This is a genomic window from Rahnella sp. PCH160, from assembly GCF_047784855.1.
Taxonomy (GTDB): Bacteria; Pseudomonadota; Gammaproteobacteria; order Enterobacterales; family Enterobacteriaceae; genus Rahnella.
The window spans coordinates 2,190,700-2,213,828 of the sequence record NZ_JBLOGT010000001.1; the positions used below are offsets into that span (position 1 = coordinate 2,190,700).

A 23,129-nucleotide genomic window follows, 5' to 3' on the forward strand; every position below is an offset into this window, starting at 1 on the left:
TGCCTTGCCTTCGCGCAAGGCATTTTTATTGACATCCGGTATGATGTCGCCGGTCAATTTAACGAGGATGAGAAAATGACTCAGGTTCAGAGCGGCATTTTGCCCGAACATTGCCGTTTCGCCATTTACATTGAAGCGAAAGCTCAGGGTGACCTGGATGCGCTCCGGCAGGGCTGCCGTGCATTTGTGGCCGCATTAGACGCTATGCAGCAAAAATTCCCGGCTGAACAGGTGGGCGCGGTCGTGGCTTTTGGTCACGATGTCTGGCGCGACCTGTCCGGCAATCAGGGCGCAGACGAGCTGAAAAACTTTGAGCCGCTGGGCAAAGGGCTGGCGCCGGCCACGCAGCGCGACATGCTGCTGCACATTCAGTCATTGCGCCATGATGTTAACTTCGCACTCGCACAGGCCGCGCTGAAAGCGTTTGGCAGCGCGATTGTGGTGGAAGACGAAACTCACGGTTTCCGCGCACTCGAAGAGCGTGATCTCAGCGGTTTTGTCGACGGCACTGAAAACCCGAAAGCCGACGCCCGCGCGCAGGTTGCCATCATTCCTGAAGGTTCTGTGGACGCAGGCGGCACCTACGTGATGGTTCAGCGCTGGAAACACAACCTGGTGCAATGGGAGCGTTTCTCCGTGCAGCAGCAGGAAGAAGTGATTGGCCGCACGAAGGACACGGACGAAGAGTTGGATCCTGAAACGCGTCCTGACACTTCTCACGTCAGCCGCGTGGATTTGAAAGAAGACGGCAAAGGCCTGAAAATTCTCCGCCAGAGCCTGCCTTACGGCACCGCCAGTGGCGAGCACGGCCTGTACTTCATCAGCTATGCCGCGCGTTTGTGGAACATTGAGAAACAGCTGTTAAGTATGTTTGGCGATCTGGATGGCAAGCGTGACGCCATGCTGCGCTTCACCCGTCCGGTGACCGGCAGCTATTTCTTCGCGCCGTCCCTGACCCGTCTGGCTGCCCTGTAAGTTCTCAGTGCTGTAAGCTCTCTATGCTGTAAAAAATATGCGTTCAGCGCGTCCGTTTCCGGGCGCGCTTTGTTCCTTCCCTTCGTGTTTCTCCCTGCGTTTGTTAATGCCTTATAGCTTTTCATGCTTGAAAATCACCAAATGGTATATAAAACCGTTACAGCCTGAACCTCAGTTATAAATACACTGTGTGATATTGAGCGGCTTTTCTGACGCCGCATATCGGTTCATTCACCTGAGGCTGAGCATGAAAACGACGGGTTTTGCTGGAAATTTGCTGAAAGGTTCGCTGGCTGCACTGTTGCTGACCAGCGGGGCGGCGTCTGCCACCGAATTGCTGAACAGTTCTTACGACGTATCCCGCGAGCTTTTTGCCGCGCTGAATCCGCCTTTTCAGAAGCAATGGGCGGATCAGAATAACGGCGATAAACTCGATATCAAACAATCGCACGCCGGGTCTTCCAAACAGGCGCTGGCGATTTTGCAGGGTCTGAAGGCTGACGTGGTGACCTACAACCAGGTGACTGACGTCCAGATTCTGCATGATAAAGGCAATCTGATCCCCGCCGACTGGCAAAGCCGTCTGCCCAATAACAGTTCCCCGTTTTATTCCACCATGGCGTTTCTGGTGCGCAAGGGAAATCCCAAAAACATTCATAACTGGGATGATTTGGCGCGTCCCGGCGTGGGGCTGATCTTCCCGAATCCTAAAACGTCCGGTAATGGCCGCTACACCTATCTCGGTGCATGGGGCGCTTACAACATTGAAGACAACAAAAATACCGCACAAACCCGCGCGAAAATGGCGAGTTTCCTCAAAAACGTGCAGGTGTTTGATACCGGCGGTCGCGGCGCGACAACGACGTTTGTGGAGCGTGGCCTGGGCGATGTGTTAATCAGCTTCGAATCCGAAGTGAACAACATCCGCAAGCAGTATGGCGATGATAAATACGAAGTCATTGTGCCGAAGGTCGACATTCTTGCTGAGTTTCCGGTGGCCTGGGTCGACAAAAATGTCGAGAAAAACGGTACGGAGAAAGCAGCAAAAGATTATCTGAATTACTTGTGGAGCCCGCAGGCGCAAAAAATCATCACCAGTTTTAATTACCGCGTGTATGACAAAACGGCGATGGCGGCGGCAAAAGGGCAGTTCCCGGAGACTCAACTGTTCAAGGTTGAAGATCAGTTCGGCGGCTGGCCACAAGTGATGGAAACCCATTTCAGTACCGGCGGTGAGCTGGACAAACTGTTAGAACAGGGTCACCAGTAATGTTGTTGAAGAGCAAACGCGTATTACCCGGATTTACCCTGAGCCTCGGCAGCAGCCTGCTGTTCGTATGTCTGGTGTTATTGCTGCCGCTGAGTGCGCTGGTGATGCAGCTTTCACAAATGACGCTGGCGCAATACTGGGATGTCATCACCAACGGTCAGGTCGTAGCGGCGTATAAAGTCACGCTGCTGGCGGCGGGCGTGGCAAGTATTTTCAACGGCTTATTCGGCATGCTGATGGCCTGGATCCTGACGCGTTATGAATTTCCGGGCAAAAGCCTGATTGATGGCCTGATGGATTTGCCGTTTGCGTTGCCGACCGCCGTGGCCGGTCTGACGCTGGCCGGACTGTTTTCCACCACCGGTTTTTACGGCCAGTGGCTGGCGCATTTTGATATCAAAGTGGCCTACACCTGGCTGGGTATCGCCGTGGCAATGTCATTCACCAGTATTCCGTTTGTCGTGCGCACCGTGCAGCCGGTTCTCGAAGAGCTGGGCCCGGAATACGAAGAAGCCGCCGAGACATTGGGCGCATCACGCTGGCAGAGTTTTCGCCGCGTTGTGTTGCCGGAAGTGATGCCTTCGCTGCTGGCGGGCACGGCGCTGTCATTTACCCGTAGCCTGGGTGAATTTGGCGCGGTGATTTTCATTGCCGGGAACATTGCCTGGAAGACCGAAGTGACCTCGCTGATGATTTTCATCCGCTTGCAGGAATTTGATTATCCGGCGGCCAGCGCGATTGCGTCGGTGATCCTCGCGGCGTCGTTGCTTTTGCTGTTCGCGATTAATACTTTACAGAGCCGTTATGGCCGTCGTCTGGGAGGCCAGTAATGTCTGATATTCCGGCTTTTGCACGCGAAACCCGTCAGCCTGTCGACTGGGCGAAATGGCTGCTCATCGGCACCGGTGTGTTGATTTGTATTCTGCTGCTGGTAATCCCGATGATCAGCATTTTTGTGCTGGCGTTTTCGGACGGCATCGCGGCGGTCTGGAAGAATCTGTCGGATTCCGACATGTTGCATTCCATCTGGCTGACCGTGCTGATGGCGCTGATCACCGTGCCGGTTAACCTGATTTTCGGCACGTTGCTGGCCTGGCTGGTGGCGCGCTTTAACTTCCCGGGGCGTCAGCTGCTTCTGACGCTGATCGACATCCCGTTTGCCGTCTCGCCGGTGGTGGCCGGTTTGCTGTATCTGCTGTTTTACGGCACTAACGGCCCGCTCGGCGGCTGGCTCGATGCACACAATATTCAGTTTATGTTCGCGTGGCCGGGCATGGTGATGGTGACGATTTTCGTGACCTGTCCGTTTGTTATCCGTGAGCTGGTGCCGGTGATGCTGAGTCAGGGCAGCCACGAAGATGAGGCAGCGGTGCTGTTAGGGGCGTCCGGCTGGCAGATGTTTCGCCGCGTGACGTTACCCAATATCCGCTGGGCTTTGCTCTACGGCGTGGTGCTGACCAACGCCCGCGCGATTGGCGAGTTCGGTGCCGTGTCTGTGGTGTCCGGTTCTATCCGTGGCGAAACCTACACGCTGCCTTTACAGGTTGAATTACTGCATCAGGACTACAACACCGCGGGCGCGTTTACTGCCGCCGCGCTGCTGACCCTGATGGCGATTGTCACACTGTTTCTGAAAAGCGGCCTGCAATGGCGTCTGAAGCGCCACAACGACCGTCTTGAGCGGGAGGAAAATCATGAGCATTGAAATTAACGGTATCAACAAATACTTTGGCCGCACGAAGGTGCTCAATGATATTTCGCTCGATATTGCTTCCGGTGAGATGGTTGCGCTGCTCGGGCCATCCGGCTCCGGCAAAACGACGCTGCTGCGCATTATCGCCGGGCTGGAAAACCAGAGCGCCGGTCGCCTGAGCTTCCATGATAAAGACGTAACCCGTGTGCATGCCCGCGATCGTCAGGTCGGTTTTGTATTTCAGCATTATGCGCTGTTCCGCCACATGACGGTGTTCGACAACATTGCTTTCGGCCTGACGGTTTTGCCGCGCCGCGAGCGTCCGAATGCGGAAGCGATCAAACAAAAAGTCACGAAATTGCTGGAGATGGTGCAGTTAGGCCATCTGGCAAACCGCTATCCGGCGCAGCTTTCTGGTGGCCAGAAACAGCGTGTCGCGCTGGCGCGTGCGCTGGCCGTGGAACCGCAAATCTTGCTGCTTGATGAACCGTTTGGCGCGCTGGATGCGCAGGTGCGTAAAGAGTTACGCCGTTGGCTGCGTCAGTTACACGAAGAACTGAAATTCACCAGCGTCTTCGTGACCCACGATCAGGAAGAGGCCATGGAAGTGGCGGACCGCGTGGTGGTGATGAGTCAGGGGAATATTGAGCAGGTGGGCGCACCGCAGGAAATCTGGCGTGAACCGGCGACCCGTTTCGTGCTGGAATTCATGGGCGAAGTGAATAAAATCAGCGGCGACATTCGCGGTTCACAGTTGTATGTGGGCGCGCATCACTGGCCGCTGGAAAACCCGCCGTTGCATCAGGGGCCGGTGGATTTGTTCCTGCGTCCGTGGGAAATGGAAATTACCGCGCAGAGCTCGGCACGTTGTCCGCTGCCGGTGAAAGTGCTGGAAGTCAGCCCGCGCGGCCATTTCTGGCAGCTGATTGTTCAGGCTGAAGGCTGGCACGATGAACCGCTTTCCGTGGTGCTTTCTGAAAACCACGGAAATCTTGCTCCGCAGCGCGGCGACCGTTTTTATGTTGGCGGTCTGAACGGCCGCCTGTATGCGGGCGACCAGCCGCTACAACCCGTTGCGTTAGCGAAGAGCGCCTGATATTTTTTAATCAGCAGGTTTCTCCGGGCGGTCTTTGAGCCGCCCTTTTTATCGTCTGATATCTCTTTATATAATTTTTATCAGTCCATAGTTCGTTTTGATATAAGGCAAGCCCGTGAGTACGCTCGAACATTACATCGGTAATACACCGCTGGTGAGATTACAGCGATTACCCAAAGATCTGGACAGTGAAATTTGGGTCAAGCTGGAAGGCAATAATCCTGCCGGTTCGGTCAAGGATCGCGCTGCGCTGTTTATGATTGAACAGGCAGAAAAGCGGGGTGAAATTCGTCCGGGCGATACGCTGATTGAAGCCACCAGCGGCAATACCGGGATCGCGCTGGCCATGATTGCCGCGCTCAAAGGCTATAAGCTGAAATTGCTGATGCCGGAAAATATGAGTATGGAACGGCAGGCGTCGATGCGGGCTTATGGCGCAGAACTTCTGCTGGTCAGCCGCGCACAAGGCATGGAAGGCGCGCGGGATCTGGCGCTGGATATGGAAAAGCAGGGGCTGGGCAAAGTACTGGATCAGTTTAATAATCCGGACAACCCGCTGGCGCATTTCACCACCACCGGTCCGGAAATCTGGCAGCAAACGCACGGGCGCGTCACGCATTTTGTTTCCAGTATGGGCACCACGGGCACAATCACCGGCGTCAGCCGCTTTTTGCGCAGCCAGCATGCGGGCGTACAGATCATCGGTCTGCAGCCGGCGGAAGGCAGCAGCATTCCCGGCATTCGTCGCTGGCCGCAGGCGTATTTGCCCGGCATTTTTAATCCTGAACTGGTGGATGAAGTGATGGATATGGGGCAGGGCGAAGCAGAAGACACCATGCGTGCACTGGCGCGTGAGGAAGGGCTCTTTTGCGGCGTGAGCTCCGGCGGCGCTGTAGCAGGCGCGCTGCGCGTTGCCAGAAGCCATCCGGGCAGCGTGGTGGTGGCGATTATCTGCGATCGCGGCGACCGTTATCTCTCGACGGGCGTTTTTTCTGACTAAGAACTCCTGACGTAAAGCGTGGTCACATTTAACAGGCAGGCCTTTGCGCCTGCCTTTTGCTTTTTGTTAAACGCTAACAGATTGATTTTAATCTTCTATAATAGTGATAGCGTAAAACACGTTACCTTTATTCCTTACACTCGTGTTTCTGCGGGATGAAATTCTGTCAGAGACTGTGTAAAAAAAGAGTAAAAGCGGCTGCGTAATGCAGGCTTAGTGGTAAAAATGACCAAAATTTTAGCCAGGCGGAAATAAAGAATGAAAATCTTGTTAGTCGATGACGATCTTGAATTAGGCACCATGCTCAGCGAGTACCTGATCGCAGAAGGTTTTGACGCCTCTCTGGTGCTGACCGGTAAAGCGGGCGTGGAAGGCGCGATGTCTGGCGAATACACTGCGATGATCCTCGACATTATGTTGCCGGATATGAGCGGTATTGATGTACTGCGTCAGGTGCGCAAAAACAGCCGTCTGCCAATCATCATGCTGACGGCCAAAGGCGACAATATTGACCGCGTGATTGGCCTGGAAATGGGCGCTGACGATTACATGCCAAAACCGTGCTACCCGCGCGAACTGGTGGCGCGCCTGCGTGCGGTGCTGCGTCGTGTGGAAGAACAGCAGGAATCGCATTCTGATTCTTCATCGGTTAACTACGGCGATCTGACGCTGAATCCGGCGACCCGCAGCAGCGAATGGCGCGGTGTTTCTTTCGACCTCACGGCTTCAGAATTCAATCTGCTGGAGCTGCTGTTGCGTTCGCCTGAACGCGTGGTATCGAAAGATGAGCTGTCGGAGAAAGGTTTGGGGCGTCCGCGTGAAGCCTATGACCGCAGTATTGATGTGCACATCAGTAATATCCGTCAGAAACTGGGGTCACTGGAAGGTGGCGATATTCTGACTATTGAGACGGTGCGCAGCATTGGTTATCGAATCCGCTAAACGTCTGCGCGGAAGGTTATTCTGGAAAATCCTGCTGGGATTCTGGTTTACCTTCGTGGCAATCACCCAGGGGCTGTGGGTGGTTTTTGCTTTTTATAATCCTCATGAACCACCGGAAAGCAGCATTGCCCGGCGCTTTGTCAAACTGCAGATTACCTCTGCGGTTTCCACACTCCATTCCGGTGGTTTGCCCGCCTTGAACGCGATGATGGCCGACTGGCCGGAAGATGACAGACAGTTCTTCGCCGTGTCGCCTGCACTGCTCCCTGCTAAGGGCAGCACGATGAAAGCTCTGGAACCCGGCATGATCCCGCATGAAGTGGTGGAGTTTGTGCAGGGACCGGACGGTCAGGGTTATCGGCTTCGTTACGATGTGGCTGGGCTGATGGATGAATACCGGCCAAGACGGCACAAAGAGTTGCTAAACATGCCGCCGCCGTTACTCTGGCTTGGCGGTCTGGGCGGGCTGCTTTTCAGTGCGATGCTGGCCTGGAACCTGACAAGGCCAATGCTGCAAATGCGTAAGGCCTTTGGACGGGTTGCGCAGGGCGATTTATCGGTGCGTCTGTTTACCAGTATGGGCAAGCGGCACGATGAGCTGTCCGAGGTGGCGCGGGATTTCGACTCGATGGCGGAACGCTTGCAGGTGCTGGTGAAAGCGCGTGAAGAACTGTTGCACGATGTTTCGCATGAGCTGCGTTCTCCTCTGGCGCGTTTGCAACTGGCGATTGGTCTGGCGCGGCAAAATCCGTCTAACGTTGAATCTTCCCTGAGCCGTATCGAGCACGAAGCGGGGCGCCTGGATAAGATGATCGGCGAACTGCTTGCGCTGTCGCGAACGGAAAACAGCGAGATCCCGGACGAAGAGTATTTTGATATGTACGGTCTGGTTGAAGCGGTCGTCAATGACGCGCGCTACGAAGCGCAACTGCCGGGTGTGAATATCACAATGTATCCTGAAATGCCGGACGAAATGGATTACACCGTCAAAGGGAATGCCGAGCTGATGCGGCGCGCGGTCGATAATGTGGTGCGTAATGCGCTGCGTTTTTCCGCCGGCGGGCAGACTATCACCGTTTCTCTGGCGCAGGTGGAAGAGTATCTGCAAATTGAAGTGGCCGATCAGGGGCCGGGCGTGGAAGAAGATAAGTTGTCGAGTATCTTTGATCCGTTCGTGCGTGTGAAATCGCCGCTGTCTGGCAAAGGTTACGGCCTCGGGCTGGCGATTACCCGTAAGGTGATGCTGGCACATGACGGCAAAGTGGATGCCCGCAATGCACAGCCTCACGGGCTGGTCATCAGCCTGATGGTGCCGCACTGGAAGATTTAAACGTTCAGTCTTACAAATAAATCGGGCAATAAGAAATCCAGGCAATAAAAAACGGCGCATCAAGCGCTAATGCCAGTCAGTTAAGCAACTGACTGGCTTTTTTCCTGTGCTTTTGGATACTTCCGGGGTCTTTCCTTCACCACTCTAGGAAAGGCCCTTTCTCTTCTTATCGGCAGCTTCACCATCTGCGCCATACTCTCCAGATTACGCAACAGTTCGGGGATCCGGCCCGGAGATGCGCCCTGAAGCGTCATTAACATCCTCATCACCAGACTGCACGAGTCTGAGAAGCTTAGCTGATTCGGCCAGTAACCCTTTAGGTTTTTAGACATCTTAATCATCTGATAACGAACAAGATTATAGGCTAGTAATACCCCCATAACTCCTGCTCGACAAGTTCTGGTTTTTTACTTCTCAGCGTTAACCGACTCAGTAACATCGTCTGCTTAATTTCACGATAACCCAGTTCGATTTCCCAACGGTGGCCGTAGAGATCGGCCATTTCCCCACCCGGGTACCGCATGGCATCTGTCATTGAGGTCAGCAGATGGCAGACTTTGCCTTTACGGGTAAACGTCAGAAGGCGAGCCGTCATTTCCTCCCCCAGATCAGGCCACTTTTTCCGGGCCTGAGGACTGGTTTTCATCCTTATCAGATGATCGCCTTTACCGAGTTTTCGCACCTCTTCGTACTGCGCTCCTTTTTTCAACGGGATCATCCAGTGGCGGCTCTCTCCCGCCTGATGCCAGGCATTCAGCAGTCCCAGAGAATAATAACCTTTATCGAGTAAAGTCAGTGTGTTATCGCCTGTTTGTTCTATCAGTTTTTCTGCCAGCGTATATTCGCTTTCTTTCATCGTACCGAAGGCGGCAGCCGTAAGCAGGTGGCTGGTCAGTTCCATCTGGCAGACCATTTTCACCTGCGGATAAAGCCCCGGTTGCCCGGCATAGGTCTGTCGCGGGAAAGCCACATCATTTTCTGGTGTATCCTGGGTTCGCCAGACGACACCGTCCACCGCCAGTAATGTCAGACCACACCAGTGTGGATGGGTGACGGAGTTGTGCCACACCTGTGCCGTTTGGGTAAACACGCGGCGAACGGCATCACTTCCCAGGCGCTGGCGGGCCTGGATAACGGCGCTTGGGGCAACGAAGGGCCGGTTGCCGGGGAGCATAATATCCAGCCGGTTCACGATTTGGTGGAGGGGTTCTTCGCGTTCGAGCGCCATGCCAATGATGCACCAGACCATCATTTCCAACGGGAGACGGCGTTTACGCAGCGTGACGGAACCTGACTCGGCCAGACAGCGGGAGACAAGGTCGGGATCCAGAACATCACCGAGAGAAGTCAGAGGGTTACGGGTAGAGTCGTAGCAGGAAACGAGCTCAAGAGCCTGAGCAATGCGCATAAAAAAAATCCAGAAACGAAGAACGTTTCTGGATTTTTACACAGCCACTGGATCGTTCAACTGATCCTTAACTGATCGGCATTACGCATTAAGCGCCGTTTTTTTACGTCTTATTTCTTCGGGCTAATTACTTCTTGATGCGGATGATTGGGGTTTCGCCCACTGTCACGCTACCGGTCAGTTTAATCAGCTCTTTGATCTCGTCCATGTTAGAGATAACAACCGGAGTCAGGGTAGACTTCGCTTTCTCTTCCAGAAGAGCCAGATCAAACTCGATAACCAAATCGCCTTTCTTAACGCGCTGACCTTCTTCGGCGATGCGTTTGAAGCCTTCGCCTTTCAGTTCAACGGTGTCGATACCGAAGTGAACAAACAGTTCGATGCCACTGTCGGATTCGATTGAGAAAGCATGATTAGTTTCGAAGATTTTGCCGATAGTCCCGTCAACCGGAGCAACCATCTTGTTGCCCGCAGGTTTGATAGCAATACCGTCGCCTACGATTTTTTCAGCGAAAACAACGTCAGGCACGTCTTCAATGTTGACAATTTCACCAGACAGCGGCGCAACGATTTCAATGTAGCCAACGTCTTTTTTATCATCCGAAACCAATGATTTCAGTTTATCGAACAAACCCATGATCTTCTCCTAAGCATTAATTTGGGCAGCTTTACAGCATCGCGCAATTAGCAGAGTGTTTTTTCTTCAATGAACTTGTTAACCAGGTTCATCAACTCTTGCGCCGTAGGTTGAGCCAGGGCCTGATCTGCCAGCGCTTTCACATCTTCGAAGTTTGTATTGCGAATAATTTTCTTGATGCGTGGGATAGAGATAGAACTCATGCTGAACTCATCTAACCCCATGCCCAATAGAAGAAGTGTAGCACGTTCGTCACCGGCTAGCTCGCCACACATCCCTGTCCATTTACCGGCAGCATGAGATGCGTCAATAACTTGTTTAATTAAACCAAGTACAGACGGAGACATTGGGTTGTAAAGATGAGAAATCAGCTCATTACCGCGATCCACTGCCAAAGTATACTGGGTAAGATCGTTTGTACCAATACTGAAGAAATCGACTTCTTTCGCCAGATGATGAGCAATCACAGCAGCCGCTGGCGTTTCAACCATTACGCCGACTTCGATGGTTTCATCGAATGCCTGGCCTTTTTCACGCAGCTCAACTTTCAGCATTTCGAGTTCTGCTTTCAGTTCACGCACTTCTTCAACAGAAATGATCATCGGGAACATGATGCGCAGTTTGCCGAACGCAGATGCACGCAGAATACCTTTCAGCTGGTCGTGAAGAATTTCTTTACGGTCCAGACAGATACGGATTGCACGCCAGCCCAGGAACGGGTTTTCTTCTTTTGGCAGGTTCATGTACGGCAGGTCTTTATCACCGCCGATGTCCATGGTACGAACGATAACCGCCTGTGAACCCATCGCTTCAGCAACGGCTTTATATGCCTGGAATTGCTCTTCTTCGGTAGGCAGGCTGTCACGGTCCATGAACAGGAATTCTGTACGATACAGGCCGACACCTTCAGCGCCATTGCGCTCTGCACCGGCGACGTCGCGCACGGTACCGATGTTGGCACAAACTTCAACCTGATGACCATCCAGCGTAATCGCTGGCAGATCTTTCAGTTTGGTCAATTCGTCTTTTTCAGAGATGTACTGGTTCTGAATCGCTTTCAGCTCATCAATAACGTCTGCCGTCGGGTTGACGTAGATTTTATTGTTTACAGCGTCGAGGATCAGATAGTCATCATTTTTGACTTGTTTGGTCACATCACTGGTGCCGACGATGGCAGGCAATTCCAGTGAACGGGCCATGATTGAGGTGTGAGAAGTTCGGCCACCCAAATCAGTAATGAAGCCCAGAACCTTATTCAGGTTCAGCTGTGCAGTTTCTGATGGCGTCAGATCGGTTGCCACCAGGATAACTTCGTCCTGAATGGAGCTCAGATCAACAATAGCCATGTCCAGAACGTTGCGCAGCAGACGTTTACCGATGTCACGCACGTCAGCCGCACGTTCTTTCAGGTATTCGTCGTCCAGCTCTTCCAGGGCTTTCGCCTGGCCTTCAATCACAGAGTAAGCCGCGGCATCCGCAGAAGCGTGCTCGTCTTTGATGAGGGCTATGATTTCCTGTTCAAGCTCTTCGTCTTCCAACAACATGATGTGGCCTTCGAAGATGGCTTCTTTCTCTTCACCGAAGGTCTCACCGGCTTTTTTCTTGATCACTTCCAGCTGGGCTGATGCTTTCGCACGGCCGTTAAGGAAACGTTCAACTTCCTGATCAACCTGATCAGGAGAGATTTTTTTCCGGTTGATGACAATTTCATCTTCTTTCAACAGAAGTGCTTTGCCGAAAGCGATACCGGGAGATACTAAAATGCCTGAAATCATAACCCTACCTTTCTCTTGACTGGTTTAAACTATATAAGAGCGGCTGTTGTTACTCGAGCTCTGCCATCAGTTTTACCAAGTGTTCAACGGCTTTTTGCTCGTCTTCACCTTCAGCTGAGAGGGTCACAACGGTACCTTGGGTCAGGCCCAGAGTTTGCAGTTTGAACAGGCTTTTAGCACTGGCGCTTTTACCGTTTGAAGTCACGGTGATGTCAGAAGCGAAACCTTTGGCTTCTTTCACGAACTGTGCAGCAGGGCGAGTGTGCAGACCATTAGGAGCGGTGATAGTAACTTCTTGCTGGAACATTGTTGTTTCCCCAACTTATTAAAGTAATGTTGTGGGGCTAAAGTTTAGCTTATAGGCTTCACTTTAGCCTGTAGAGATTAGCGCCTGACTATGGTTCAGGGGCAGGTTCAGATGCAACAGAAAAGAGAAAATAGCGCACTCAGCGATAAAACACTTTGCCCTAGATCCAAGCTTTCCTGTTATTCCACCATTATGCCGTTTTTTCCCCTCATGTAACAAATCGGTAAATCGATTCAGCGGGCGGCGTCATGGAGGCGATTAATTTCACGCATCGAAATAATTGACCGGTTAAATACTAAACCTGGCGCGTAAAATCAATGGTGGAGTGGTATAAACTTTGACGCAGCCCACAAAAAAGCACCCCGAGAGGTGCTTTTTTAATCGCTTTTAGGAATGTGGCATTATTGTTGCAATTCTTTTTCCGTAAACAAATCTGCAAACAATGCGGTACTCAGGTAGCGTTCGCCGGAAGACGGCAGGATTACCACGATAGTCTTATCGGCAAATTCTGGCTCTTTTGACAATTTCACGGCAGCTTCAACCGCTGCACCTGAAGAAATCCCCGCCAGAATGCCTTCTTCTTCCATCAGGCGTCGTGCCATCTGGATGGATTCTTCATTGGTGATAAGCGTCACGCGATCCAGCAGTTCCAGATCCAGGTTGCCCGGGATAAAGCCCGCGCCGATGCCCTGAATTTTATGCGGGCCAGGTTTCACTTCCTGGCCGTTCAATGTTTGGGTGATAACCGGAGAATCAGTAGGCTCAACGGCCACCAGCGTGATGCTGCTTTTTTTGCTTTTCAGATAACGGCCCGTCCCGGTGATCGTCCCGCCGGTGCCCACGCCTGCAATCAGCACATCAACTGCGCCATCGGTATCTTCCCAGATTTCCGGGCCGGTGGTTTGTTCGTGGATGGCCGGGTTCGCCGGGTTGCTGAACTGCTGAAGGATGAGATAACGATCCGGATCGCTGGCCTGAATTTCTTCGGCTTTCGCAATCGCGCCTTTCATGCCTTTCGCGCCTTCAGTCAGAATCAGATTTGCGCCCAGTGCTTTTAGCAGCTTGCGGCGTTCAACGCTCATGGTTTCCGGCATGGTCAGCGTCAGTTTGTAACCGCGTGCGGCTGCAACGTACGCCAGAGCAATCCCGGTGTTCCCGCTGGTGGGTTCAACCAGTTCGATATCTTTGGTCAGAATGCCGCGTTTTTCGGCATCCCAAATCATGTTCGCGCCGATACGGCACTTGACGCTAAAACTCGGGTTACGCGACTCGACCTTAGCCAGGATGCGACCATTACCGATACGGTTCAGGCGAACCAGTGGCGTATGGCCAATTGTTAATGAATTGTCTTCATAGATCTTGCTCATAACCCGTCCTTTAACTGTATGAAATATTCACGGTGTGAAGCTTTCAACACTATGAAATTAGTGGGAATCAGAAAAGCATACGCGAACGGCTTTCCGAGTGAAGTAAGGTTTTGGTATTTGCTATACCGATCCGTTATTAAGAAATAAGTTTGGGGTAAGAAAGTCAAGCATAGCCAACAGCCGCCCGTAGGCAGCTGTTGAAGCCAAATGGCTGTCGAAATGGGGACTGCGCCGCTATTTCCGCGTGGTGTTCACGTCGATATTATTTTTCACATACACCGCGCGGTAACGGTCACACCACATGGCGGTGGCACCGCAGACGGCGACAGGCAGGATAACCAGATTCAGTACCGGGATCATCGTGAACAGGCTGACCAGCGAGCCAAACTGCATGTTGTCGATTTTGTTGCTGCCAAGCGAACGGCGCATATCGGCAAAGCTGACTTTGTGATTATCGAACGGGTAGTCGCAATACTGAATCACCACCATCCACGCGCTGAAAAAGAACCACAGCACCGGCGCAACGGTCTGGCCGATCACCGGAATGAAATACAGCGCAAACAGCAGCACGGCGCGGGGCAGGTAATACGCCAGCTTTTGCCATTCGCGTTTCATGATGCGCGGCAGATCTTTCATGATGTCCCAGATGCCACTGTCAGGCAGCGGTTTGCCGGTCAGGCGTGCTTCAAGCTGCTCCGCCAGTAATCCGCTGAACGGTGCCGCTATCCAGTTGGCAATCGTGCTGAAGAAGTAGCTGAACACCAGCAGAACGGAAAGCACCACAATCGGCCAGACCAGATAATCCAGCCAGCTCAGCCAGCTTGGGATTTTGCTCATCATCGCTGGGATCCACGCCCCCAGTTTGGTAAACAGCCACCAGAACGCGCCGCCCATCAGGACAACGTTCACGGCCAGCGGTAAAATCACAAAACGTCTTATCCCGGCTAAGGAAATGAGCGTCCAGCCCTGTTTGAAATAATGCACACCGTTTTCTTGTCTGGCGTTTTGCGATGAAGTCATAAACGAAATTTTCTCTCTGAGTTGAATGACATGGGCTATCATATCGGTATGATTTTCCACTGGCTAGCAGTGGATTGGCTGAAAAAACAGCAAAAAAAGGTGCAACTACCCTATTTATTAGCAGAAAGTAGAGTCGAGACTTGCACTTATCTACGTGGGCAAATAGAGTTAATATTGTAAATGTTTGCCGTGGTGGCAATGAATTAGAACAACAGAGATAGCAATGATGCAGGATTTGCGTCTGATATTAATCGTTGTTGGCGCGATCGCCATAATAGCGTTGTTGTTGCACGGTTTGTGGACCAGCCGTAAAGAACGCTCTTCGCTTTTTCGTGATCGCCCAGCTAAACGTGTAAAAAAAGAACGGGAGCAATCTCCGTCTGACGATTTTGTCGATGGAGTGGGTGAAGTGCGCGTGCGTTCTGCTTATCCTCAGGATGAACCGACTTTCGGTCAGTATGACGAAGAACCGGAACAGACTGCACCGCCACGTCAGCCGCAGGGGACGCCTGCTCAGCCAGCGCCTGTTGCCCGCCCTCAACAACCGGTTCGTCCGCAGCAACCTGCTGTGCACGACGACCCGTTGCTCAGTGGTTATTCCGCTGCTGAACCCGAGGCGCCGCGTCGCGAACCTGTCGCTGATTTTACCCCTGAGGTAAGATCACACGCGCCGGTTCCATCGCAGGAAATTCATGCCGAGGCCGCACCGGCTGCGAGAGCAGAACCTCAGTCCGCGCCTTTTGCGCCGGCTGAAGAAGCGCCGGCAGAGAAAGCTAAACTGAAAGAAACGGTTCTGGTTTTGCATGTTGCAGCGCATCAGGGCGGCGTGATTGGCGGTGAAGTATTGCTTAACAGCGTCCTTCAGGCTGGTTTCCAGTTTGGTGCGATGAATATTTTCCATCGTCACGTCAGCCCCGCTGGCAGTGGTCCGGTATTGTTCAGTCTGGCCAATATGGTCAAACCGGGGTCGTTTGATCCTGACAATATGTCCGACTTCTCCACCCCTGGCGTCACGTTGTTCATGATGGTGCCTTGCTACGGCGATGCGCATCAGAACTTCAAATTGCTGCTGCAGTCTGCCCAGCGTATTGCCGATGATGTTGGTGCGATGGTGCTTGACGATGAGCGTCGTATGATTACGCCGCAGAAGCTGGAAACGTATAAAGCGCGGATCCGTGAGGTCCTCGAAGCGACCGCCTGATTCTGGCGTTCGTGAAACACCCATTCCCCTAACCCCCGCTTGCCGGGGGTTTTTTATCTCCACGGTGAGTCATGGCCACTATCGAAGAACAGATCAATCATTTACGCACGCAGTTGCGCCATCACGAATATCAGTATCACGTTCTGGATGCCCCGGAAGTGCCGGATGCGGAATACGACCGCTTAATGCGCGAACTGCGCGAGCTGGAAACCGCGCATCCTGAGCTGATTACCGCTGACTCGCCGACTCAGCGCGTGGGCGCCGCGCCGCTCTCCGCTTTCGAACAGGTTAAACACCGTGTTCCGATGCTGTCGCTGGACAACGTTTTTGATGAAGAAAGTTATCTGGCGTTTTATAAGCGCGTTCAGGACCGGCTGAAAACCGCAGAACCGCTGACATTCTGCTGCGAACTGAAACTCGACGGTCTGGCGGTCAGCTTGTTGTATGAAAATGGCGAACTGGTGCAGGCGGCAACGCGCGGTGACGGCACAACCGGCGAAAATATCACGGCCAACGTGCGTACCATCCGCGCCATTCCGCTGCGCCTGCACGGTGAAAATATTCCCGAACGGCTCGAAGTGCGTGGCGAAGTCTTTATGCCGCAGCCGGGCTTTGAAGCAATGAACGAAGAAGCGCGGCGTACAGGCGGTAAAGTGTTCGCTAACCCGCGTAATGCGGCGGCAGGTTCTTTGCGTCAGCTGGATCCGCGTATCACTGCGAAACGCCCGCTGACTTTCTTCTGCTACGGTGTGGGGTTGCTGGAAGGCGGTGAATTGCCGCGCAGTCATTATGATCGTCTGCAACAGCTTAAAGCCTGGGGATTACCGGTCAGCGAGCGTGTCCGTGTGTGTACCGGCAGCGACGACGTGCTGGCGTTTTACCGTCAGGTCGAGGCCGATCGCCCTTCGCTCGGTTTTGATATCGACGGCGTGGTGGTCAAAATTGATTCTCTGGATATTCAGGAAACGCTGGGCTTTGTGGCGCGCGCACCGCGTTGGGCAACGGCGTTTAAATTCCCTGCGCAGGAACAAATTACGCTGGTCAAAGACGTCGAGTTTCAGGTCGGGCGCACCGGCGCGATAACGCCGGTTGCCCGTCTGGAGCCGGTGCTGGTCGCAGGCGTAATGGTCAGTAATGCCACGCTGCACAATGCGGATGAAATAGAACGTCTTGGTCTGCGTATCGGCGATACCGTGATCGTTCGCCGCGCCGGGGACGTCATCCCGCAGGTGGTGGGCGTCGTACTGGATGAACGTCCGGAAGATGCCCGTGAAGTGGTTTTCCCGACGCATTGCCCGGTGTGTCATTCAGACGTTGAGCGTGTCGAAGGCGAAGCCGTGGCGCGTTGTACCGCTGGCCTGATTTGCGGCGCGCAGCGTAAAGAAGCGCTGAAGCATTTCGTTTCCCGCCGCGCGCTGGACGTTGACGGCATGGGCGACAAAATTATCGATCAGCTGGTGGAAAAAGAGTACGTCAAAAATCCGGCGGATCTGTTCCGTCTGACCGCGGGCAAGCTAACCGGGCTGGATCGCATGGGGCCGAAATCGGCGCAAAACGTGGTGAATGCGCTGGAAAAAGCCAAAGAAACCACGCTGGCGCGGTTCCTGTACGCGCTGGGCATCCGTGAAGTGGGCGAAGCCACGGCGGCCAATCTGGCGGCACATTATGGCTCCGTAGAGGCGCTGAAAGCGGCCGATATTGAATCGCTGAAAACCGTGCCGGACGTCGGTGATGTCGTGGCGAAACACGTCGTGAATTTCCTGTCCGAAGAACATAACCGGCAGGTGATCGACGAATTGCTGAGCCCGGAAATCAATGTTCACTGGCCAGAAGTTCAGGTGATTGTGCCGGAAGAAATCGACAGCCCGTTCGCCGGTAAAACCGTGGTGCTGACAGGTTCGTTGTCCATTTTGTCACGCGATGAAGCGAAAGATCGTCTGACCGCGCTGGGCGCAAAAGTGTCCGGCAGCGTGTCGAAGAAAACCGATCTGGTGATCGCCGGTGAAGCCGCAGGTTCAAAACTGGCAAAAGCGCAGGAACTGGGTATCGAAGTCATCGACGAAGCGGAGATGATCCGCCTGCTGGGCGACTAAAATGGAAAAAGAAGATCTCATTAAAATCGCCAATACGGTGATGCCTTTTGGCAAATATGCCGGAAGGGTACTGATTGATTTACCTGAGGAATACTTGCTGTGGTTCGCCCGCAAAGAGGAATTTCCGGAGGGGAAACTCGGCGAGCTGATGCAGCTGACGCTGGCGATCAAAAGCGAAGGGCTGCAAAGCCTGATCAATCCGCTGCGTCGCAACGGGCCGGGTTTAGGCGGCACGGACGAATAACGACATTTTACTTTTATGATAAAGGCGCTGATCTCAGCGCCTTTATTTTTGACATTACTCCGCCACCTGCGCCTGTCTGAGCGCCACGTTTTTTTGCTTTTTCTGATAGCGCTTCGCCAGCACCGCACAGGTCATCAGCTGTACCTGATGGAAAATCATCAGCGGCAGAACCATCATGCCAATCGCACTGACCGGGAAGAGAATATTGGCCATCGGAATACCGTTCGCCAGGCTCTTTTTGGAACCGCAGAACACAATGGTAATTTCATCCGGTTTGCTGAAGCCCAGCCAGCGTGCGGCGTAAGTATTGATCACCAGCACGAACGCCAGTAACACCAGACTGAACGCCACGATAAGCAGCAGGGAACCGATGCCCACCTGATGCCAGATCCCCTGCGTGACAGCTTCACTGAACGCGGAATACACCACCAGAAGGATCGACGTCTGATCGGTTTTGCCGATCATCTTACGGTGACGTTCCACAAACCCGCCAATCAGCGGACGCAGCAAATGCCCGGCGATAAACGGCACCAGCAGTTGCAGCACAATACGCCCGACCTGTTCGAGTCCGTTACCGGTTTCCCCCTGAACATGCATCAGCAAACTGACCAGCAGCGGCGAAACAAATATCCCCAACAGGCTGGATGCCGAGGCGCTGCACACCGCCGCCGCGACGTTCCCGCCCGCCAGAGAGGTAAACGCGATAGCAGACTGAACGGTCGCCGGCAAAATACACAGGTACACAAATCCGCTGTAAATCTGCGGGCTGACGTCCACCGGATGCCACCACTGGAACAACAGGCCGAGGATCGGGAACAGAATGAACGTGCTGAACATCACCCACAGGTGCAGCCGCCAGTTATTGCTACCCTGAAAAATGGCCTCGCGCGACAGTTTGGCACCGTGCATAAAGAACAGCAGCCCGATGGCGAAAATAGTCAGATTGTTGAAGAAGGCGACAAACATCCCGCTGGCAGGAAAGAATGTGGCAAGCAGAACGGTAGCGATCAGCGTTAAGGTAAAACGATCGGGCAAGAAGCGCATGCGGATACTCTGAGAAGGTTATCGTGGAATTCCGCTATTTTGAGTGTTTACGGTACAATTAAAAAATTGATTTATTTAATCCATTGATGTGGAAAATTCATGAATTATTCTCTCAGGCAGCTTCGTATTTTTGTCGCAGTGGCGCGCTATGGCAGCTTCAGCCGGGCAGGGGAAGCGATTGGCCTGTCTCAGTCTGCCGTCAGCCACAGCATGAAAGAGCTGGAAACCGAAATGGGCGTCCGGTTGCTTGACCGCACCACGCGCGAAGTCGTGCTGACTCACGCGGGGCTGAGTTTGTCAAAACGGGTAGAACCTTTGCTCGACGAACTCCATGCGATGCTGCTCGATACCCGAAGTTTTGGAACACAGCACAATGGCCGCGTCAGAATCGCCTCCAGCCAGACTATTTCCGCGCAACTGATGCCGCAATGTATCGCCAGCGGGCAGGCACAATACCCGGATATTCAGGTATTACTGCGCGACCAGGCGCAACAACTGGTGCTGAGCAGCGTCAGAAACGCAGAAGTGGATTTCGGTATTGTGATTGACCCCGGCGAGAGTTCGGATCTCGACTGTGAGCCGATTTTGCATGAGCCATTTTTGCTGCTGTGCCGCGAGGATCATCCTTTTGCAGCGCAATCTGCCGTGGCATGGACTTCGCTCAACGGTTGTAAGCTGGTGTTGCAGGATTACGCCTCAGGCAGCCGGATACTGATCGACGGCGCGCTGAAAGCGCAGAAAGTGAAAGCGGAAATCGCGCAGGAAATCGGTCATCCAGCCACGTTATTCCCGATGGTTGAAGCTGGCATTGGAATCAGCGTGTTGCCCGCACTGGCGCTGCCGATGCCACAAGGCAGTCGTCTGGCCGTCAGGCCGCTGGTGCCGGAAATTAACCGGGTGCTGATGCTGGTGAAACGCAAAAACCGGTCACTGTCACCGGCGGCACAGGCCATCTGGCAGGTCGTGCAAGAGCAGGCAAACTTACTCATGGAGAAGCGCAGCCGGCAGGGCGTTATGAACGCTGACGCCTCACCGGCTGTTTCAGGCATTGACTGCGATTACACGTAGATATCGATGCTGTTGGTATCAGAAGGCTTATTGACGCCCTCTTTTTTCACTTCAGCGGTCGCTTGTTGTTGCTGCTGTTGCTGGAGTGCTTTCTGTGCCTGTTGCTGTTCGATTTGCGCAATTTGCTGTTGCAGCAATTCGATCTGTTGTTGCAGAAGCTCTTGTTGTTTCTGAACGTCTTCAGAACTGCCGCCTGAGCTGCTCAGGCTTTTGACCTGTTCAGTCAGCTTGGCAATTTGTTTGGTTAACTGAGCAATCTGGCTGGAGCTGCTGGCGTCACTGGTGGACGCCGAGCTTACCGAACTGCTGGTAGCGCTGATAGTTGTCATAATACCTCACTGAGTTAACATCAAAATTTGCATATAAAAATGCTTAACTGTTATCGGCAGCTGTCAGCCCGGCTTTATTGTCTTTTCATATTCCTTACAGTATTAACGGATTTCTTGCACTTGCAGTTCAGGCCACCGCGTCAGCCAGCCTTTGTCATGCACCCGTTGCGCGAAAACAGCCGGGGTCGCATGGCGCGGATTCGGCGTGATACTAAAGCCAAACAGCGATTCCAGCCCCAGCGGCGCGTTCAGTTCAATCTGCCCGTCAGCATTCATTCTTGCGCCAATCGCCGTTTCCACTTCCACCCAATAACTGATGGCGTCTGCGCTGGAAGAATAGGGCGCATGGCCGTGGCGTTCATGCATCCGCGCCTGATTTTTCACCGACCAGGGTAAATCAGGCGAGCGTTCTTTCAGGCAATGTTCATAACGTTCGTCTGCCAGCGCAGTGCAATTTTCAGGATTGAAATACACCACATCAATATCATTGAGCGGCGTGGCCTGCGCATAGCCGTGCAACCGGTCCCAGACGAGATTGCGCACAAATCCCGCCGCCAGCCACGCATCATTCAGCCCCAGTTCACGCACCTGCTCCAGCGCCTGCAAATGCATCGGCTCTTCCCGGAGCCAGGTCATAATTTGCTGTTCTTTTTTCTGCACGAACGACCTCCTTTTTATCTGATGCCAAATTGTAGCGTGTGTGGATGACATTTTCCCCACGCACCGTTTCGGGCAATCGCCTTTCCTTATGCGCGCCAAAATGAAGCAAGATGGTTATCGTACGGGCTACAGGCCGCGCAGGCTGTGGATTTCTTAAGTGGTACAGCCTTTGCAATATCCACAGCGGTCAAGACTATTGAAATACTCTTCTAACAATAATTGCATTATCACCGGGCAGGGGATCACACATGCAAACCACGAAAGTCACACCTGTTTTAAAGCGTACGCTGGGCAGTTTTAAACTTTGGGGCATTGCCGTCGGGCTGGTTATTTCCGGTGAATATTTCGGCTGGAGCTACGGCTGGGCGCAGGCGGGTACACTGGGATTTCTCATCACTGCAATCGTGATTGCCGCCATGTACTGTGCCTTTATTTTTAGCTTTACCGAGCTCACCACGTCGATTCCTCATGCAGGCGGACCTTTCGCCTATGCATATCGCGCATTCGGGCCGACGGGCGGATTTGTCGCCGGATTCGCCACGCTGGTGGAATTTGTTTTTGCGCCGCCCGCGATAGCTATGGCGATTGGTGCCTATCTCAACGTGCAGTTCCCGGCGATTGAACCGAAATGGGTGGCGGTCGGCGCATACATCGTCTTTATGGTACTCAATATTTTGGGTGTCAGTATTGCGGCGACGTTCGAATTGCTGGTGACGTTACTGGCGATATTCGAATTGCTGGTCTTTATGGGCGTAGTGGCGCCGGGCTTTGAAATGTCGAACTTTATGCATGGTGGCTGGGCAGGCAGCGACAGTTTTAGCCCGGCGGCATTCTCCGGCATCTTCGCCGCGATTCCTTTTGCCATTTGGTTCTTCCTGGCGATTGAAGGCGCGTCGATGGCGGCAGAAGAAGCCAAAGATCCGCAGCGTACTATCCCGAAAGCGTTTATTGGCGGGATCCTGACCCTGACGGTTCTCGCGCTGGGCGTCATGCTGTTTGCCGGTGGCGTGGGTGACTGGACAAAATTGTCGAACATTAACGACCCGTTGCCGCAGGCAATGAAACTGATTGTCGGCAGCAACAGCGGCTGGTTGCATATGCTGGTCTGGCTGGGGCTGTTTGGCCTGATTGCATCATTCCACGGCATTATCATGGGATATTCTCGGCAGATTTTTGCGCTGGCGCGTGCGGGCTACCTGCCTAAACGGCTTGCCAGCGTGAATGCGCGTTTCCAGACTCCGCATCTGGGCATTATTGCCGGGGGGGTTGTCGGGATTGCAGCAATTTTCTCGGATTCCCTGATTGTGATTGGCGGGCAACCGCTGACGGCAAATATCGTGACAATGTCGGTGTTTGGCGCGATTGTGATGTACATCATTTCAATGGCGGCACTGTTTAAATTGCGCCGCAGTGAGCCGAACCTGATCCGCCCGTTCCGTGCGCCACTCTATCCTTTTGCGCCTGCACTGGCGCTGGTTCTGGCGGTGGTCTGTCTTATCGCTATGATCTACTACAACACCTTACTGTTTATGATCTTCGCCGCCATGATGTTACTGGCCTACGCCTGGTTCCGCCTGACTCATCAGGCACGCGCCGATGCCGCTGAAGATCTGCAATTACGCGGGCTACAGCCGGTTCCGGCCAAAAGTGGCAAATAATCCGGCCTGCTA

21 protein-coding genes and 1 pseudogene are annotated in these 23,129 nt (G+C 53.4%); 13 read left to right on the forward strand and 9 right to left on the reverse strand.

The window, feature by feature from the left end:
• Positions 1-75: 75 nt before the first annotated feature.
• The 8 genes from ACM5QY_RS10235 to ACM5QY_RS10270 all read left to right on the forward strand — a co-directional run bounded on the left by ACM5QY_RS10235 (position 76) and on the right by ACM5QY_RS10270 (position 8,306).
• Positions 76-975 carry a Dyp-type peroxidase gene (locus tag ACM5QY_RS10235; protein ID WP_416120531.1) on the forward strand — a complete coding sequence of 300 codons (900 nt, stop codon included), beginning with the start codon at positions 76-78 and terminating at the stop codon, positions 973-975.
• A gap of 247 nt (positions 976-1,222) precedes the next feature.
• The gene (locus ACM5QY_RS10240; protein WP_416120532.1) at positions 1,223-2,245 is read left to right on the forward strand and encodes a sulfate ABC transporter substrate-binding protein; all 1,023 of its coding nucleotides are present in this window, start codon (positions 1,223-1,225) and stop codon (positions 2,243-2,245) included.
• Positions 2,245-3,075: a sulfate/thiosulfate ABC transporter permease CysT gene (gene cysT / locus ACM5QY_RS10245; RefSeq protein ID WP_416120533.1), complete on the forward strand. Its 831-nt coding sequence runs from the start codon at positions 2,245-2,247 to the stop codon at positions 3,073-3,075. The genes ACM5QY_RS10240 and cysT overlap by 1 nt, the downstream gene beginning before the upstream one ends.
• Positions 3,075-3,950, forward strand: coding sequence for a sulfate/thiosulfate ABC transporter permease CysW (gene cysW, locus ACM5QY_RS10250; protein ID WP_416120534.1), 876 nt, complete (start codon positions 3,075-3,077; stop codon positions 3,948-3,950). The genes cysT and cysW overlap by 1 nt, the downstream gene beginning before the upstream one ends.
• Positions 3,940-5,034 carry a sulfate/thiosulfate ABC transporter ATP-binding protein CysA gene (gene cysA, locus ACM5QY_RS10255; protein WP_416120535.1) on the forward strand — a complete coding sequence of 365 codons (1,095 nt, stop codon included), beginning with the start codon at positions 3,940-3,942 and terminating at the stop codon, positions 5,032-5,034. Before cysW ends, cysA begins: the two co-directional genes overlap by 11 nt.
• Positions 5,035-5,149: 115 nt before the next feature.
• Positions 5,150-6,034 carry a cysteine synthase CysM gene (cysM, locus tag ACM5QY_RS10260; protein ID WP_416120536.1) on the forward strand — a complete coding sequence of 295 codons (885 nt, stop codon included), beginning with the start codon at positions 5,150-5,152 and terminating at the stop codon, positions 6,032-6,034.
• Between the two features lie 258 nt (positions 6,035-6,292).
• Entirely contained in the window at positions 6,293-6,976 is a 684-nt protein-coding gene (locus ACM5QY_RS10265) for a response regulator transcription factor (RefSeq protein WP_217149719.1), read from the forward strand.
• Complete coding sequence (locus ACM5QY_RS10270) at positions 6,957-8,306, forward strand: ATP-binding protein (RefSeq protein WP_416120537.1); 1,350 nt, start codon at positions 6,957-6,959, stop codon at positions 8,304-8,306. Before ACM5QY_RS10265 ends, ACM5QY_RS10270 begins: the two co-directional genes overlap by 20 nt.
• A gap of 80 nt (positions 8,307-8,386) precedes the next feature.
• On the opposite strand, the pseudogene ACM5QY_RS10275 reads toward ACM5QY_RS10270, so the two are convergent.
• From ACM5QY_RS10275 to cysZ, 6 genes and pseudogenes are all read right to left on the reverse strand, one after another.
• Positions 8,387-9,714: pseudogene (locus ACM5QY_RS10275) on the reverse strand (IS4 family transposase).
• Positions 9,715-9,841: 127 nt separating this feature from the next.
• The gene (crr, locus tag ACM5QY_RS10280) at positions 9,842-10,351 is read right to left on the reverse strand and encodes a PTS glucose transporter subunit IIA (protein WP_104921126.1); all 510 of its coding nucleotides are present in this window, start codon (positions 10,349-10,351) and stop codon (positions 9,842-9,844) included.
• 47 nt (positions 10,352-10,398) lie between these two features.
• Positions 10,399-12,126 (reverse strand): phosphoenolpyruvate-protein phosphotransferase PtsI, encoded by a 1,728-nt coding sequence (gene ptsI / locus ACM5QY_RS10285; RefSeq protein WP_416120538.1) that lies wholly within the window; start codon positions 12,124-12,126, stop codon positions 10,399-10,401.
• Between the two features lie 49 nt (positions 12,127-12,175).
• Positions 12,176-12,433 carry a phosphocarrier protein Hpr gene (ptsH, locus tag ACM5QY_RS10290; protein ID WP_013574433.1) on the reverse strand — a complete coding sequence of 86 codons (258 nt, stop codon included), beginning with the start codon at positions 12,431-12,433 and terminating at the stop codon, positions 12,176-12,178.
• A gap of 401 nt (positions 12,434-12,834) precedes the next feature.
• Positions 12,835-13,800 (reverse strand): cysteine synthase A, encoded by a 966-nt coding sequence (gene cysK, locus ACM5QY_RS10295; protein ID WP_416120539.1) that lies wholly within the window; start codon positions 13,798-13,800, stop codon positions 12,835-12,837.
• Between the two features lie 234 nt (positions 13,801-14,034).
• Positions 14,035-14,820 (reverse strand): sulfate transporter CysZ, encoded by a 786-nt coding sequence (gene cysZ, locus ACM5QY_RS10300; protein WP_416120540.1) that lies wholly within the window; start codon positions 14,818-14,820, stop codon positions 14,035-14,037.
• A 223-nt stretch (positions 14,821-15,043) separates the two neighbouring features.
• On the opposite strand from cysZ, the gene zipA reads away from it, so the two are divergent.
• The 3 genes from zipA (at position 15,044) to ACM5QY_RS10315 (ending at position 18,358) form a co-directional block, all read left to right on the forward strand.
• The gene (zipA, locus tag ACM5QY_RS10305) at positions 15,044-16,021 is read left to right on the forward strand and encodes a cell division protein ZipA (RefSeq protein ID WP_416120541.1); all 978 of its coding nucleotides are present in this window, start codon (positions 15,044-15,046) and stop codon (positions 16,019-16,021) included.
• Between the two features lie 71 nt (positions 16,022-16,092).
• A complete protein-coding gene (ligA, locus tag ACM5QY_RS10310) occupies positions 16,093-18,114 on the forward strand; it encodes an NAD-dependent DNA ligase LigA (RefSeq protein ID WP_416120542.1) in 2,022 nt (673 codons plus the stop codon).
• A 1-nt stretch (position 18,115) separates the two neighbouring features.
• Positions 18,116-18,358 (forward strand): DUF3820 family protein, encoded by a 243-nt coding sequence (locus ACM5QY_RS10315; RefSeq protein WP_104921132.1) that lies wholly within the window; start codon positions 18,116-18,118, stop codon positions 18,356-18,358.
• Between the two features lie 54 nt (positions 18,359-18,412).
• On the opposite strand, the gene ACM5QY_RS10320 is transcribed toward ACM5QY_RS10315, so the two are convergent.
• Complete coding sequence (locus ACM5QY_RS10320; protein WP_416120543.1) at positions 18,413-19,402, reverse strand: bile acid:sodium symporter family protein; 990 nt, start codon at positions 19,400-19,402, stop codon at positions 18,413-18,415.
• Between the two features lie 99 nt (positions 19,403-19,501).
• Here ACM5QY_RS10320 and ACM5QY_RS10325 point away from each other — a divergent pair, with 99 nt between their 5' ends.
• Positions 19,502-20,470 (forward strand): LysR family transcriptional regulator, encoded by a 969-nt coding sequence (locus ACM5QY_RS10325; protein WP_416120544.1) that lies wholly within the window; start codon positions 19,502-19,504, stop codon positions 20,468-20,470.
• Here ACM5QY_RS10325 and ACM5QY_RS10330 read toward each other — a convergent pair.
• The gene (locus ACM5QY_RS10330; protein WP_416120545.1) at positions 20,461-20,799 is read right to left on the reverse strand and encodes a FlxA-like family protein; all 339 of its coding nucleotides are present in this window, start codon (positions 20,797-20,799) and stop codon (positions 20,461-20,463) included. The two genes, ACM5QY_RS10325 and ACM5QY_RS10330, sit on opposite strands and share 10 nt — an antisense overlap.
• A gap of 102 nt (positions 20,800-20,901) precedes the next feature.
• A complete protein-coding gene (locus ACM5QY_RS10335; protein ID WP_416122862.1) occupies positions 20,902-21,435 on the reverse strand; it encodes a nucleotidyltransferase family protein in 534 nt (177 codons plus the stop codon).
• Positions 21,436-21,707: 272 nt separating this feature from the next.
• On the opposite strand from ACM5QY_RS10335, the gene eat reads away from it, so the two are divergent.
• Complete coding sequence (gene eat / locus ACM5QY_RS10340; RefSeq protein ID WP_416120546.1) at positions 21,708-23,117, forward strand: ethanolamine permease; 1,410 nt, start codon at positions 21,708-21,710, stop codon at positions 23,115-23,117.
• Positions 23,118-23,129: the final 12 nt, after the last annotated feature.